Source organism: Oligosphaera ethanolica, assembly GCF_030814695.1.
Lineage (GTDB): Bacteria > Verrucomicrobiota > Lentisphaeria > Oligosphaerales > Oligosphaeraceae > Oligosphaera > Oligosphaera ethanolica.
The window spans coordinates 3,671,789-3,686,631 of record NZ_JAUSVL010000001.1 but is presented as its reverse complement, the minus strand read 5'-3'; the positions used below and the strand labels follow the sequence as shown (position 1 = coordinate 3,686,631).

Annotated in this window: 11 protein-coding genes; 6 read left to right on the top strand and 5 right to left on the bottom strand. The window is 55.9% G+C overall.

What is annotated here, in order from left to right:
• Positions 1-284: 284 nt before the first annotated feature.
• The 5 genes from J3R75_RS12755 to J3R75_RS12735 all read left to right on the top strand — a co-directional run bounded on the left by J3R75_RS12755 (position 285) and on the right by J3R75_RS12735 (position 5,546).
• Complete coding sequence (locus J3R75_RS12755) at positions 285-1,340, top strand: hypothetical protein (RefSeq protein ID WP_307262098.1); 1,056 nt, start codon at positions 285-287, stop codon at positions 1,338-1,340.
• Positions 1,341-1,385: 45 nt separating this feature from the next.
• Positions 1,386-2,441 carry a patatin-like phospholipase family protein gene (locus tag J3R75_RS12750; RefSeq protein WP_307262097.1) on the top strand — a complete coding sequence of 352 codons (1,056 nt, stop codon included), beginning with the start codon at positions 1,386-1,388 and terminating at the stop codon, positions 2,439-2,441.
• A 179-nt stretch (positions 2,442-2,620) separates the two neighbouring features.
• The gene (locus J3R75_RS12745) at positions 2,621-3,472 is read left to right on the top strand and encodes a hypothetical protein (RefSeq protein ID WP_307262096.1); all 852 of its coding nucleotides are present in this window, start codon (positions 2,621-2,623) and stop codon (positions 3,470-3,472) included.
• 36 nt (positions 3,473-3,508) lie between these two features.
• Positions 3,509-4,186, top strand: coding sequence for a hypothetical protein (locus tag J3R75_RS12740; RefSeq protein WP_307262095.1), 678 nt, complete (start codon positions 3,509-3,511; stop codon positions 4,184-4,186).
• A 304-nt stretch (positions 4,187-4,490) separates the two neighbouring features.
• Positions 4,491-5,546, top strand: a complete 1,056-nt coding sequence (locus J3R75_RS12735; protein WP_307262093.1) for a toll/interleukin-1 receptor domain-containing protein — start codon at positions 4,491-4,493, stop codon at positions 5,544-5,546.
• A 336-nt stretch (positions 5,547-5,882) separates the two neighbouring features.
• Here the strand turns inward: J3R75_RS12735 and J3R75_RS12730 are convergent, their stop codons facing one another.
• Positions 5,883-6,020, bottom strand: a complete 138-nt coding sequence (locus tag J3R75_RS12730; protein ID WP_307262092.1) for a hypothetical protein — start codon at positions 6,018-6,020, stop codon at positions 5,883-5,885.
• 42 nt (positions 6,021-6,062) lie between these two features.
• Complete coding sequence (locus J3R75_RS12725; RefSeq protein WP_307262090.1) at positions 6,063-8,486, bottom strand: trypsin-like peptidase domain-containing protein; 2,424 nt, start codon at positions 8,484-8,486, stop codon at positions 6,063-6,065.
• Between the two features lie 132 nt (positions 8,487-8,618).
• Here J3R75_RS12725 and J3R75_RS12720 point away from each other — a divergent pair, with 132 nt between their 5' ends.
• On the top strand, positions 8,619-9,080 hold the full coding sequence (locus J3R75_RS12720; protein ID WP_307262088.1) for a hypothetical protein: 462 nt from the start codon (positions 8,619-8,621) through the stop codon (positions 9,078-9,080).
• A 440-nt stretch (positions 9,081-9,520) separates the two neighbouring features.
• Here the strand turns inward: J3R75_RS12720 and J3R75_RS12715 are convergent, their stop codons facing one another.
• The 3 genes from J3R75_RS12715 to J3R75_RS12705 all read right to left on the bottom strand — a co-directional run bounded on the left by J3R75_RS12715 (position 9,521) and on the right by J3R75_RS12705 (position 14,492).
• Complete coding sequence (locus tag J3R75_RS12715) at positions 9,521-11,260, bottom strand: NAD-binding protein (protein WP_307262086.1); 1,740 nt, start codon at positions 11,258-11,260, stop codon at positions 9,521-9,523.
• Positions 11,253-11,693 carry an NUDIX hydrolase gene (locus tag J3R75_RS12710; protein ID WP_307262085.1) on the bottom strand — a complete coding sequence of 147 codons (441 nt, stop codon included), beginning with the start codon at positions 11,691-11,693 and terminating at the stop codon, positions 11,253-11,255. Before J3R75_RS12710 ends, J3R75_RS12715 begins: the two co-directional genes overlap by 8 nt.
• Positions 11,694-11,849: 156 nt before the next feature.
• The gene (locus tag J3R75_RS12705; RefSeq protein WP_307262084.1) at positions 11,850-14,492 is read right to left on the bottom strand and encodes a RyR domain-containing protein; all 2,643 of its coding nucleotides are present in this window, start codon (positions 14,490-14,492) and stop codon (positions 11,850-11,852) included.
• Positions 14,493-14,843: the final 351 nt, after the last annotated feature.

Here is a 14,843-nt window from a genome sequence, read left to right as displayed (position 1 = left end):
CTTGGCTCCCCAGCTTGCAGGGACAACAAGAATCAATCACTGACCGATTGCCAAGGATAAGCGCCGTGGAAATAGAGGCCTTGACGGCGGCATCTGGACACAGTAAAGTTTGCGGCTACCGTCGGCAACGGCTGCAACAGGCCGATAGCGTTTCAGCATCAATCGGTTGCATATTGAGTATCGGGGTGGGCTTCACCCCGCTCTTCAAGCCGGGCGCCGAAGTGCAGCTTCGCGTTCAAAACAGGTGATCTTTCTCACGACAGCAATCAACAGGGAGTTGGGCAATGAAGGGATGCATACTGGCTTTGCTGGCAGGACTGTTAATCGCGACAGGCTGTACACACATCGGCACGAAAAGCATAGAACGGGATCTACCGGGCTTCAACGAAGCCGTCGCTCAGGCGACCGACCAGCAACTGCTGAACAATATTGTGCGCTTGCGCTTCCGCGCCTCGCCAGCGTTCATGTCCGTCGTCAATATCGCCGCCAGCGAGAACCTTTCGAGCGGAGCCTCCGCCAGCTTCAACTTCACCCGAGCCACCCCAACCGACGTGCGCAACCGCCAAGGCTCGACGGGCGCGCAACTCGGCTATTCTCAGCAACCCACCATCAGTTACCGCCCCTTGCAGGGCATCGAGTTCTCCCAGCACCTGACTCGGCCAATACCGCTCGAAACCATGATGACCCTGGGCATCTCCGGCTTTGACTTCTTCGACATCTGGGAGCTGTTCACCGAACGTCTGCCTGTGGGCACGCCCTCCCCTTCCCGGCCGCTGGCCGCAGCGCCCTTCCCCGACGAAATGGACTGTAAACGCTTTGCCGCACTCATGATGCAAATCGGTGACATTTCTGATTTTGATTATCGCGACCCATTTAAAGCCAGGCGTGCTCCCACCATCATTGGATTGGACAGCGAGGAAAAGCGCAGCCAAAATGCCCTGGTCATGGCTGGCATTGTCTTGACCCGCTTTGCAACCCAGCATGACGCTGCCGTTATCCAACGTTTCCGTGACCACTACCTCGCCGATGACCACACCGTCCTGATCTATCGCTCACTGCTGGGAACCCTCTATGATCTTTCCACTGCAGTCCCAGCGCATGATAACAACGCCATGCAGGGCGATGCTCCCAACCCAAAGTCCTGCCGTTTCCTCAAAATTCACTGCGGTACCCAGACCAACGATGCTTACTGCGCCACTCGTTACCGCGGACAATGGTACTGGATTGACAATGACGACATGCGCTCCAAGACGACTCTGTCACTGCTGACCATTCTCTACAATGCCATATCGGACACCGGTGACGGCGGAAAACCGCAGTACACCATCCCTTTGCGATAGGCGAGCCGGATCAAAAGCAGACAACTCATTGAGGAAGAACAATCCATGAAGCGGATACTGGCGATCGACAGCGGGGGCATCCGCGGTGTGCTGGCCATCGAAATCCTCCGGGAAATCGAAACCGTAGTCACCAAGAAGCACGGCGTCCCCCTGCACGAGTACTTCGATCTGATCGCTGGCACCAGCACCGGCGCAATCATTGCTACCTGCATCTCCTGGGGAATGACCATTGACCAAATCGCCACCCTCTACCGAGAACGGGCCAAGGACATCTTCATGCCAAACCAATGGCACCGCCGCCATAAAAGCCGTTTCCGCAGCGATCTTTTCGACGCCTTCCTGCGTAACACCCTCGTCGAAGCCGATGGCTGCCCGGCCACCCTCGGCACCTCCCGCCTGAAAACGCTGCTGCTGGTCGTCATGCGCAATGCCACAACGGGGTCTTCCTGGCCAATCTGCAACAACCCCGCCACCAAATACAACGACCGTGCACTGCCCGACTGCAATCTCAATCTGCCCCTGTGGCAGATCGTCCGGGCAAGCACCGCCGCACCGACCTTCTTCGAACCCGTAAAACTCGCCCTGGGGCAACAGGACTTCCATTTTATCGACGGCTGTGTTTCGCCCTACAGCAATCCGGCGCTGATTGCTTTCCTTTTTGCGACCATGCCTGAATACCGGCTGAACTTTCCCGCCGGGGAGGAGCAACTCCTGCTGGTTTCGGTCGGCACCGGCATGACCCGCAAGTACCCCATGCCCACCAGCGTGGAAGACATGCACCTGCTTGAACAGGCCAAATTCGCCTTCAATCTGATCCTCGACTCAGTGACCGCGCACGAAGACCTGCTCTGCCGCCTCTGGGGCCGCTGCCTCGTCGGTAACCACATCGACTCCGAAATCGGCGACCTCAAGCAAAGCTCACTGATCCCTGACAAGCTATTCACCTACCTGCGCTACAACCGGCTTTTCAAACAGGAGGAAATCATCGATCCTCAATTTGGCAACCTCCTGGACATTGACAACCTAAACGCCATGGATTTTCTTCGTCGCTCCGGCGCCGACTACGCCCGCGCCACCGTCGCGGCAGACCACCTGAACTGAAAACCACCAGCATGAAAGCTAGCCGTGTCTTTTGCCTCCTAACGTATTTGCACTAAGGTCATCAATTGCCTATCTCAAAGCCAGCCAGCAGCGGCTTGACTGCCATGTCATTGCGTAGTGTCGGTAGTAATGAGCCGAAGATAACAACAGCAGAAACTGAGGAAGGAAGAGCTGTACCCATGAAGGAGCAGGAACGCGACAAATGTTTTGTCATCATGCCATTCGGGATAAAGCCGATCAGGGATGGCAATCACGGAAATTACGATTTCGATAAGGTCTATCGCGTCATCATCAAGCGGGCTATCCGCCAGGCGGGCATGGAGCCCATCCGGGCCGATGAACAGACCGGCGCGCATATCATCCACTCCGACATGTTCAAGGAATTACGCGACCGCGCCGTCGTGTTGGCGGATCTCTCTTCCGAAAACCCGAATGTCTATTATGAACTTGGCATCCGACATGTGCTCGCGCCGAAAGGCACGGTCCTGATCTGCCGGGAGGGCTCGGATTTGCCCTTTGACATCAAGCTGTCACGGGTCATCTTCTACAAGTACGATGGGCACGAGTTGGATTGGGAAACCGTTGAAGATGTTGTTCCAAAACTGCAAACGGCACTTGAAGGGGCCAAGCGCGGAACTCCTGACAGTCCAGTCCATGCGCTGCTTGAGAACGTATTTACGCCCCAGCCGTCGTACAACGATGGGGTTCATGCCGGCACGGAACTGCACAAGCAAGATTCCCTTGCCGATCTTGATTCATACCAGCTGACGGTGGCCGAGCATTTGGCAGCAGGAGGTAGGCCTCTGGAGCAACTCATCCCGGAACACGAGAATTGCGCCTTTGGCGCACGCACCCTCGGGCACCTGTGTCTGCGCGCAAAGTCACTGCCTCCTGAAGCAGCCCGCATCGCGCGGCGTCTCTTTGATTTCGAACAATACGCTCTGGCTTGTGATATCTATGACGGGCTGGACAAAGTATCCCGCCTGGGATTTGAGGACCTTCTCAACTACGGATCAGCTCTTTCTGAGTGACATTCCAGTATCGATGGCGCCGAAAGGGGACTGGCCATGACGCAACGGGCATGCAACATGGTGCCCGCTATCGATGGCGTCAAAAAGGGACAAGCCATGACGCAACGGGCATGCGACATAGTCCCCGCTCAGGACACCGATAAAACGCCCGCCGGGGTAGAAGCATGTCAGGTCTTCAAAGCCTACCAAGCGTTGTCCGGCTTGCAACTTTGGAAATGGCTGCTAACGCACAACGATGCCGATCTCGACAAGACCATAGATACCTTGCGCAAAATCGAGGCCTATATTCCAACGGTCGTCAAAACGGATGCCAATTACCGGATCGGCAGGGTAGCGCAACTGCATTTGCGACTGCTCCTGCTGTTGCGGCTTCGCGATGCCTCGCCAGATCGGCCGGATGTCGAAAAGCACCGCGATGAGGTTCTGCGCTTGCGCCCCAAGGACAACCATGATCCGTGCGAAGTCTCCTATCTACAATGGTACAAGGCCATCACCCTGGCTGATATCGGCGACGAAGCAGGCGTGTCCAGAGCAGTCATAGAAGCCATCCGCTTCGATGAACGGCTGACCATGCAAAAGAACTGCCCTGATATCGGCAGACGGCAATACCGTATGCTCCGCCGCTTTGTGGAACATCACCTCAATGTCCTGCACAACCACTCCCTGATCGGACAAATCTGCCGCGCCTTGCAAATGCCAAGTGAAGGCCACTGACCAATGAGGGATCTTGACTACGAGTGTACCCACTCCGCCGCAGGGCGGACTTCTATTTAGGACTGCTCAGCCACTCTCCTGCGGAGATGCGGCCTGTGGCTTCGCAGTTCAATGCCCCCGTGAATCCATGAGCAAGTGATAATTCGTGACTGTTTGCCCTTGACTTGGGGGCCTCTTTACTGCTCCACATATCAACAAAATGGCGTTTTAACATTTCACGACTAGGTATTACCTTTCTCCCGTAGCGATAGTATGAAGTGGCTCTACTGATTTCCCGGTTTTCAGGGGTAAGGATAGTTATAACATGCTCCATCAATACCGAGTCTTTGTAAGTTATACGCATACAGCTGAAGATCAGTTGCTTATGGATGCTGTAGTCAATCGTCTTCACGCTATCGGCGCAAGTCCTCTTTTTGACCAGAACTTAAAGCCGGGCGACAAGTTTTCTGATGAGATCCGGCGTTTTATTGCCCACGCGCATGTCTTCATGCCCATACTGACAAAAGAGGCCGCATCCCGACCTTGGGTTCACCAGGAGATCGGGTATGCGATGGGCCTTTCCATACCAATTTTCCCATTGGCTTTTGGTTCCCTCCCAGATGGTTTGGCTACACAACTTCAAGCATTGACATTAGAAACTGTCGCTGAAATAGAAGACAAACTGACTCCCGAATACATCGAATATCGTGCAGCATCCAAAACCTCACCGGGCGACTCCGTCTTTCAGTGTGCACAAAGCCTGAGTGATCGTACCAGACTACTTGTGGAGTATGCCAGTGATGTTGAAAAACTCAATCAGTACGGCATGATTAGACAGCGAAGCGCCTTTGGCTCCTTCAGCATTCCTGACAAAAGGCCTGGTGCATCCGTTTGGAAAGACCGGGAAGACGGGCACGAACGTTCCCTGGAGGAGCGGCAATCGCTGCGGGATGAACGCCAAATCATGGAAAGACATGCACGATCTGCCGGTTGCCGCCTGATTATTGATCCGGAAGCAGTGAAATCGCACGGCGCAGACGCCACGATTACCCGCATCAAGACGCTTATAGATGTGCTTTCATCGATGCCCGATGACCATGTTGAAGTGGTCTTCGCAAAAGGCGAGATACAGACTGGTTTGGTGATTGTTGGAGACTGGTTTTTGGCGGATGCCGTAGTGCCTCTCTACGGCCAAAACTACCAGAAAACGGTATTTACCCGACACGGCCCTTCCGTGATCAAGGCAGTGAAATTATTCGACCAAGACTTTGACGATATCAAACGCGAAGCCGGAACGGCTTCGCGTTCAGACGCAATAAAACATCTTGAAATGCTCATAACCAGATTATCGTCCGCGAAAATTACCTCTAACAAGGCATGAGCACACGGTGCAAGAAAGGGTCCCCCCCCCATGATGCCAGATCGCACTATTCGCGTTTTCATCTCGTCGACCTTTCGCGACATTGTGCTGGTTACTGTGAATACGAAATTCTGGGCTTCGTTTTTTATAGACTATGCGGACTTTGATTGGGGCTCTGCCCCAAACCCCGGAGTTTTTTTAGGCATGGCACTATCCGACACCAACCGCTAAGCTCAAGACACCGGCGGTCTTACCCGCCGGCACGGTCGTTGCCGATATAGTGGCATTGCTATCCCTGGGCTGTTGCACTCCTGCGAAGCCGCAGGCCGCATCCCGCAGCAGAGCGGCTGAGCAGCCCTACATTGAAGCCACCCCGCAGGGGGCGGATTTGAGTATAGCCAAGGCTACTTTGGCTTTGAACTCGGGCGTGAAAGGGCGCTTCTTCTTGTTCATCTGGGGGACCTCCTGGGGGTGGACAACGGTTAATGTCTTCATCGTGTATGGCCTTGGCCAATTTTTGGGGTCCACTATAGGTTTCTATTCTTTTTCATTCAGTGCATTTTGTCGTGTCTTGGCGAGTTGGAATTCGAGCCAGGTGATCAGTGGTGTCTCGAGGGCTATGCGATAGTAGTCGAGGGCGGCGGCGTTATCCTGGCGAGCCTCTGCTTGCAGGCCGAGAGCGAGCGTCAGGGTGACTGTCTCGGGGCCTTTGCCGGCGGCGGCCGCCAAGGCAGCCTGTTTGTCGGCGTTGCCGAGAAGAACTTCAGCAATCTGTTTGTACCAGTCATTGCTAATTCTGTCACGGAATTGCTCCAGTGCTTGTTTCTCGGCCAGGGCATTGCCGGTGAGACCATGCAATTGGCAGCGGAAAAGCCCGACGCCCAGACTGTTGGCGTTTTCGCGGTGCGCTGCCTTGAAATACTCTTCGCTGGCCTTTGCGGCAGCAAGCCAGTTACCTTTCAGTAATTCTGCAAAGACATCCTGAATGGCCTGGAATTGCTGAAGTTGAGGAGTCGATTCGGGAAAATTGCTGATGTCTGCGGGGCGTTTTCCGCACTCGAACCAGAGACTGGCGGTGATCAGCGTCCGGGCCTCCTGCTCTTCGTCTGACACATGCGCCAGCGCCTTGGCAAAGAGCCTGGCGGCCTGTTCGCGGTCGCCGTTGCGGGCAGCTGCCGCGCCGCATGCCCAAGCCAGCAGAACCAGCTCCGATGGTGATTCCGCCAGCAGCAGTTGCTGATCAGCGTTTTCCGGATTGTCCAGCGAGCGGGCTGCTAATCCATAGGGTGCAAAGGGTGAGCACCATTCGGCGCCCAGCAGTTGCTGGCGACAAGGGCGCTGCGCTTCGGGCAGCCCGCGCCGCCAGGCATCCCAATAGAGGAGCAGTTGTGGGAAAGGATTGTTCGGGTAAATGCTCACTGCGTGTTCAAGGGCTGTCCGGCCTTCTGCAGTAAAGCCCGCATGATCCATGCAGTATATGGCCGCCTCCAAAGCGACGACGTCGCTGCCCATTATGCCATCAACGGAAGCGAGGCGGCGGGCTCTATCCCACTGCCCATTTTCGGCGGCTTTGCGGGCTTCGGCCCGTTCAGGTTCAAATGCCTCAGGCGGCAGCCCGTTCCAAGCTGGGCGGCCGGCTCGCATGTCATCAAGAAACGGCATGGCGACGGCCATTGGCAAAACGCGTCCCATGCTGGTTTCGGCATGCCCCTGTTCAGCAAACACTGAAGAGGCAATACCCACTGCAAAGCCATCAAGATTGAACACCGGCCCGCCGCTGTTTCCGGGCTGCATGTCGGCATCAGTGGCGATGGCGTCCCCGAAGATGCCGGAAGCCGAGCCGCGCGAAGCCCGGGCAACTGCGCGAGTACCGGGAATAGCATCACGTCCCTGCGAATACCCCAATACCAGCAGACTGCTTCCCTGGGAAGGGACCACGAGGCTGAGCGGGATTGGAGTGGCGTCCATGGGCGGCTTATCGACTTTCAGCACGGTCACGTCGTTCTGGTGTAAGGAATTCATAGCCACGGGTATCTCATCTGGAGGGATCATAACACCGACCAATCGCAATGTCGGATTCTCTCCTGCACTGCGGGATGCGGTATCAAGGCGAAACTGGTCGGCGAGCTGCGTATTGCCTCCCTCGGCAACCGAGATATTCCGGAAAGCCTCATCGCCGTTGAACCATAGCCAGTAATTGACGCCGAAGCGGAATTTCAGACCCTTTTGGCGCGCGAAGGCGAACCCCTCGTTCAGTTCTTCTCCAAATTTACTATTGACCCACGGAGCAACGACATGGCGATTCGTCAGCAGATACCCATCGCTGTGGACCAAAAACGCCGTTCCCATGCTGGTGCGCACAGTTCTCTTTTGGCCATTGAGTTCCAGCCATGCTTCGACTAGGACAAAAGCGACGGAACGACCGTAGCGTTCCAGAACGGCTTGGGCACGCTGATCAGGATCGGCGCGTTGGATTTCCAGCTGCACCTGCTTGACCGTTTCCGCCCTGTTCGTGTCGACGTAGTACTTGCCGTCTTGAAGCCAATTTGCCGTATCGCGGCGGACTTTTCTGATCTGGTAGGTGGTCAGGCCAACCGCAACAAGAACGACGACGGCGGCGGCCAGCCAGATACGTCGTCCGAGCCCCCTGCGCTGATGATCCAGCTCGCACCATTCACTGATAGTGTGCGGCCCCAAACCGCGCAGGCACTCGGCGACCTGTTCCATGCTTTGGGGCCGCTCGGCGGGCTCGACATCCACCATCTGGCGCAATAAGGCGCCGAGTTCGGGATGGACGGCAACGGGCCGGCGTTCGGCGTTGATCTCGTCCATCGCCCGGGCATAATCGTCAATAGCCGAGGTTCCCTTGAGCATGGCCACCAGGATGCTGCCCAGGGTCCAGATATCGCTCTGCTCGGAGAGTGACCGCCCGGGGGCGAAATCGGGATGCTGTTCGCGCACTTTTTCGCGCCCTGAGCCGGGGCCCAGGCAGGACGCGAGGGTGGCGTCGAGGCGGACGCGCAGGCGGTCTTCATCGCTGCGATAGAGGAGGCAATCATCGAGGGTGAAATCGGGGATTACCCTTCCCAAGCGATGCAGTTCAGCGAAGGACTCAGCCAGGTCGAGCGCCAGTTTCAGCCATTGCCGTTTGCGCTCGTCGTTCCGGTAAAGGGCCTCGCTCTTGAGATCACCCCAGGCCATGACGTTTGGCAGCCAGGGGGTCACGCGAAACCAGCGGCCCGTCGTCTGGTCACAGCCAAAATCAATGGTGTGCACGAAGCGGTCGGCGGGCAATTCACCCAGGGCGGCGATGCGCTCACGCAGGCTTTGCGCCTGCTCCGGGGTGAACGTGACATCGTCGTCGTACAAACGCAGACAGACGACTTCCACCGTACCTTCCCGGCAAGCACGAAAGATGGACGCCGTCCGGCTGTCCGCCACGCATTCGCTTATCTCATAGTTTCCCACGCGCGATGGCAGCTGGAGAGCGCTCCCGCACTGGGGACAGGTCTTGAGCTTGCCACTGAGGCGCTGTTGACATTTCAGGCATTGTAACATGGACTTCCTCTTTCCCCGGACTCAGCCACGTGTCACCGACACGCTTAGCCCGCTCTAGGTTATTACCCTGGAGCGACCGCGGCTCAGCGAACCGCCGCCCCCTTCAACCAATTCTGTTGCCCGACAATCACTCCGCCGGCGCCCAGATTCAGTTACACGACATGTACTCTCCGGCATTCATCTTTCGGCACCGGCGCCCTCACGCCGCTGGCGGTCCAGGCTCAGCAAGCAGATGGTCACTCCGCCGGTTCTAGCAGCGCCTCAATCCTCTTCATGTCCGGGTGGTCCTGCCCAGCTGCGCGGAGGAGTTTTGAAGTCGTTGCGCAATAAGACAAAACTCATCCTCCCGCAACGCGGCACGCGAACTCCCCTCAAGATATGCCATATGTCCGTGACAAGGTTGGTGTGGCAGGGCGCCTAGGCGTCTGGAAGCCCCATCAGGTGCCGTGCTGTTGGGAGAGAATACGTGGCAGGGATTTCACAAAGTTGAAGTCGTAGTCCCGAATGGCGTTTGGCAGCTGTTCCCATGGCACTAGGTGGGGTGACGTGCGGTGGGCGACATCCTTCTCTCCTGGCGCATAGGTCCAGCCCGCCAGCTCGCGTTCGGCGCACCAGCGAGCATGCTCCATCCGCCCCAACAGCTCAACTTCCTCATCCGTGAACGATACTGGCAGACGGGCGTCAGACCCGACACTGGAATAGCCCAACGTGCGTAATTTGAGTTCGACATGCTCGGCCTGTTCGCGGTTGGAGTCGCGCAAGGATTCGTCCAAGCTTTCCCATGGGTTCATTGGAGGGGTCGACGCCCCGGGATTGCTGCGGCGCTGATTGGCCACATAGTCCTCATGAAGAAGACGAGCGACACGGCTCAAGGCGTCTGTCAGCACCAGATCACTACTACTACAGTTGTCGATAAGCCCGAAGCCATCAATGATTTTAGCGGGGGTGGCATTGGACTGCTCCGCCCGGAGCAAATCACACAGACCAGCGGCCCGCGCCAGGCGGATATAGATGCGCGCAGCCGTCGACTCAAGACGCGCCGACAGCTGCAGTGCGGCAGCAAAATTGGCGTAGTCGTCATCAAGGCAGAATACGGCAGAGGCAATTTCGTTTGATCGCGTCAACACCGAAGCCAGTTTGCGCGCGGTTTCGGGATGCCCCAGGTCGGCGGTGACGAAATCCAGGTCACACAGGTCCAGTAGCGCCGGATAGCGTTCAAGCAGGCGTTCGCGGCAGAGGCCAGCATCCCGATCGACGATCGTCACTGCCGGTATTGAGCCATTGGCATAGTGAGCGCTACGCAACACGCGCAACAGCACGGCCTCGCCCATCTGCCCGAGGCCGCAAATCACCAGCCGCAGGCGACGACCGTCAGCAGGAGCAATAGGCCCACGGGCGAGCAGGTGCTCGCGCCAAAACAGCCTTGCCGTGTTGTCATAGAGGTTGAATATGTGCATATCAACAAAATCATTGGCGTTACTGAAGATGCAGTGATTTCGGAACAGTTCGGCAGTCTGGCGATCCACCAGGTGGATATGGCAGGTGAGACGTTTCATGGCTTTGACCGAGCGAGAGAGCAGATGGCAGATCCCCGCGGCAATCTCAATGTTGGTGCTATCGTTGCCGGTGGTGACAAATACCCTCTCCGCCCATTCAAGCCGCGCCTGCTTGAGAACGCCCAAGCAGGAAGCATCACCGTGAAGCTGGAAAAGCTCGTCGCTGCCGCCGCGTTCACCGGTTAAGGGTTTACCAGCCAAATCAACCGTCACGACCCGGCGCTGAGCTGCCAGAAAATCGTGGATCAGTGCGGCCGCTTTCTCGCCCGCTCCGCAGATGACGATATGCTCCTTGCTCCGGGACAGGCGGTAATCGCGCACTTCCTCCCGAAAAAAAACCAGCAAGGCCTTGGCAAGTGTCACAAACGTCAAGGTGGGGGCAAAGAAACGAGCAAATTGCAATTCCCAGGGGACAATTCCTTCGACCATTCCAGACTCCAATGAAAAGAGCTGCAGGCTCTGATAGAGCAGACTGGAAACAGTCACCGCCTCCTTTCGGTCGGCATAATACTCGGCAAAACCGTACATGCCCATTCCAGTCGCCAGCAGCGCCAAGATAGCAAGCAATGGCAGACCCAACCATCGCTGCAAAAGGCCCTTCTTTGATTCGATGTTAATCATCTTCGGTTGCTTTCTTGACGGGTTCACTGAGGCGAAGTATGTCCCGGGTGACATCGGTAATATCACGCCGTCGGACCTCGTCGAGCTCACACCAGGAGGCGTCGACATGTTCGCTGCTCAGCTTGCACTCGCCACCGACGATACTGCCGGCCATGGCAAGATTGATCGTCCGCAGACCTTTTACGCGGCCCTCAACGGCACCAATCAGCCGGTCAAGTCGAATCTGCAAGCCTGTTTCTTCGAGTGTTTCCCGCACGCAAGAAATGTCTGGCGTTTCTCCGGGATCGCTTTTGCCGCCCGGGAATTCCCACTGGTCGGGAAAATGCCCGCCATGCGGCCGTTTCAGCAGCAGCATCCGGCCCTGGTCATCACAGATGATTACCCGCACAGCCATTCCCAGCCATGCCGATTGAGAAGGATCGGCGTGGTCCATTGCTCCCTCATTTCTTTGTCTGCTGCATGCGGCCCCGTATGGCTCATATGACACCCGTTTCGGTGGGCGTCTCGCACGCAGTCCGCAGCCATACTTGTCATGCTCCTGGTTGCCGTGCGGCGACATTGGCCTGCAGCCTCATGCTTTCACAGTCTTCTAGTCACCTAATTTAACAATCTTCATGCCGACATTAGCGAGAATGCCTGGATAGTTCCGAATCGCCTCACGATCGTACTCGCGTATCTGGTCAGGCAAAACATCCCAAGGCACAAGGCAATCATGCACTTTGTGTTCGTTATCCCGTTCTCCATGTCGCCAGCCTTTCTTGAGTCGATCGACATTCCAGCGTCCATGCTCAAGTTCAGCCATTTTTTCGACAAATTCTTTTAGGTCTTTTTGTTTCATGTCATCGGTCGTCAATGCCACTCCGGGAGATGACTGGGGCACCACCGCAAAGTTGTGTCTGTGAAGTATCTCGGCCATCTCTTGGGCCTGTCCGATATTGGCCTGGCGGTAGTTATCGTCCAGCCTATCCCAATGGCGTAAGCTTTCAGGTATTTTTTTTGCGTTCTTCTCAACGTAATTCGCGTGAATCTGGCGGGCCATTCTATCCAGCTCTTCGGACGTGAAAGTAGCCGGTGCTGGAGAAGCGCTGCGGAACAAGAACAGGATGCTCTTCTTGTCATTTGGCAAGCCCTTGAGGTTGGGTATCAATGCCTCCATCTGCAAGAAGCCATCGGCAGCGCGACCGGACCCGCGCACCAGATAGACCTCTGCGCCCAGCATCAAGGCAATGGCATATTCGGCGGCGGCAATCATACCACCGCCATAACCAAAGACCACGACCTCTTTGGCGGCCACTCCGTTAGCGAGAATATCACGCCAATATTGCAGCGGCTGTGCCGGCGAGAAATCATTTTCACCGCAGATCACCATGCGATACCTTTTATCGGCTTCGAGGTCGGTTGGCAGACTGCGCGGCAGATAGCTGACCAGCTCGGGTACTTGCCCTTTGCTGGATGCTTCCATAACAGCTTGCGAGATAGCCCCGGGGACTCCCACCGAAGTGCCACCGGAGAGTATGCACCCCCGGCAGCCAGCAACGGCATCGGCCAGAATCGCAGTCAGCCGCTCGATGTCAGTGGAAGTTATGCCAATCCCGGCACTGCCCGCAACAATCATGACGGGAGCAGCTAGTTTTGTCTCGCCGGCAGTCTTTTTTGCGGCGGTACCATTGCGAGCATAGAGATCAATCAGATCAAGCACCCACTTTTTCCCATGTGTGGGAGTATTTGAGTGCGCGACGCGATGAATCCAGGCCTTCTCTTGCTCAAGCAGATCTGAGGGAACGCAGATATCGCCCGTTTTGAGGAGACGCAAGCCATGCGCGTAATCCACCACGGCCGCTTTGTCATGATCCAAAGCCACTTTCTCGCGTTCGGGCCCTTCTTTATCGCAACCGAGCAAAAGCTGCAGGCGTCCGGCTGTGAAGTAAGCATATGGCAACTCAACGCCATTTGCGGCATGCTGTCGGCACGTCGCGATGGCTTCGCGGATAGTCGCCTCCATCGTGGAGATCATGTCGGCTTTGCCGGAGCAAAATATCTCATAGGCAAGCACTTCGGCCAAGTAGTACGGATTGCCTGGCTCCACGCAAAGGGCTTGGCAATAGCAGCTGCGTGCCTTGGCGGCGTTGTTCGGGCAGTTCTGGTACGACCACCCCAAACGGGTCAGTGCCCGGGCCAGCATACTCTGGCGTTTGCGCAAATTTGGAATACTGTCATAGACCTCGCAACGGCACTCGTCGATCACCTCCAGCAGAGCGTCTTGGCCCGCTTGGTAGTCTGGCGATGCCGGTTGTGCGGCATGTTGTTTACACAGCGCGTAGCCCAGTTCCAGAAGAATTTCGAAGCGCAAAGAACCCTCAATATTCTGGTGGGGCTTGAGTGTCGTGCAGACGTCCTCATAGCGGTCTTTGGCAGAGTATAATTTTGCCAGATTCAAAGCCGCCTTTGCCAGATTCAAAGCCGCTTTTGCCAGATTCAAAGCCGCGCTCGACTTCTTATCCTGATTGGCATTTTCGTAAATGACTTCGAGAATCTTGATCTCTTTGTCGACTTCTTGACAGCTGGCATACACGGTGAAATTGGTCTGCATACCGTCAATATCGCCAGCAAGACTATCGAATTGACGATCGCCGTCTTCCATAATTGCTGCGAGGAGCGATCCCTTCCGTTTGAAAGTCGGTGGATAGACGAGCTTGGTCTTGTACATGCGGTCGTGCAAGATGTCCGCCCAGGCATGTTGCACGACTGTGCGCACTTGCAGTTCTGCCACCCGACTGCCAATCACCTTGATCTCGTCAGCAGTGAAGCCTATCGCCGCCGCGCGTGCTGGGTCAAGCAGGATTAAAAAATGCAAATCGCGATAGCCGAACTTATCCTCACCCAAAATCAGGCCCTTCTCATCTTCTTCACGAATCAGAAAATTACATCTCACGAAGGCACGCACGGCTTTGACCTGTTCGAGGGTATGCACAATGACCCGCGCCCCGCAAAGATCGTTCAACTCATTGACGGGGTCCTTGTGTTTCTCGTACTTGCGCAGACATTTTTCCGCAAAACTGGGCATGGCCTTGGCGCGCACCTGCACGATGCACTCCGGAATTGACACCGACTTGGCCACCGTAAAGACGCGTTCTAGTGCGGCCGCATACTTGTCGTAGATTGGCTTGATAGCCGTGTAGGCATCAATTTGCGCTTTGTGCCACACCACATCTGGAATCGCCTGTTCAGCCATGCTTTGCCTCCTCACTGAGTTTGGAAATTAATACGCCGCAAATAACGGTATTTTCTGAAAAACAAAAAGAGCCTTAGAAATTCGCCTTACGGGAAGGGAAAAACTCCCCACACACATACCACACCACTTCGGCACAAAAGTAATTGCACGAGATGCCTGTGTCATGAAAAGGATACATGTCTTCCGTTGCCATAGCAAGAAGCTTCGCTACATAATTACGCCTGCGAAGCGAAAAATTTAGCAGAGATATTTACTCCAGAAGCATAGAGACAACAGCGATGACGCGGTGCACCAGCCATGGATTTGCGCAAGGATTATGGCTGATGGCTTTGCCAGGCAAAAGCGATGAAT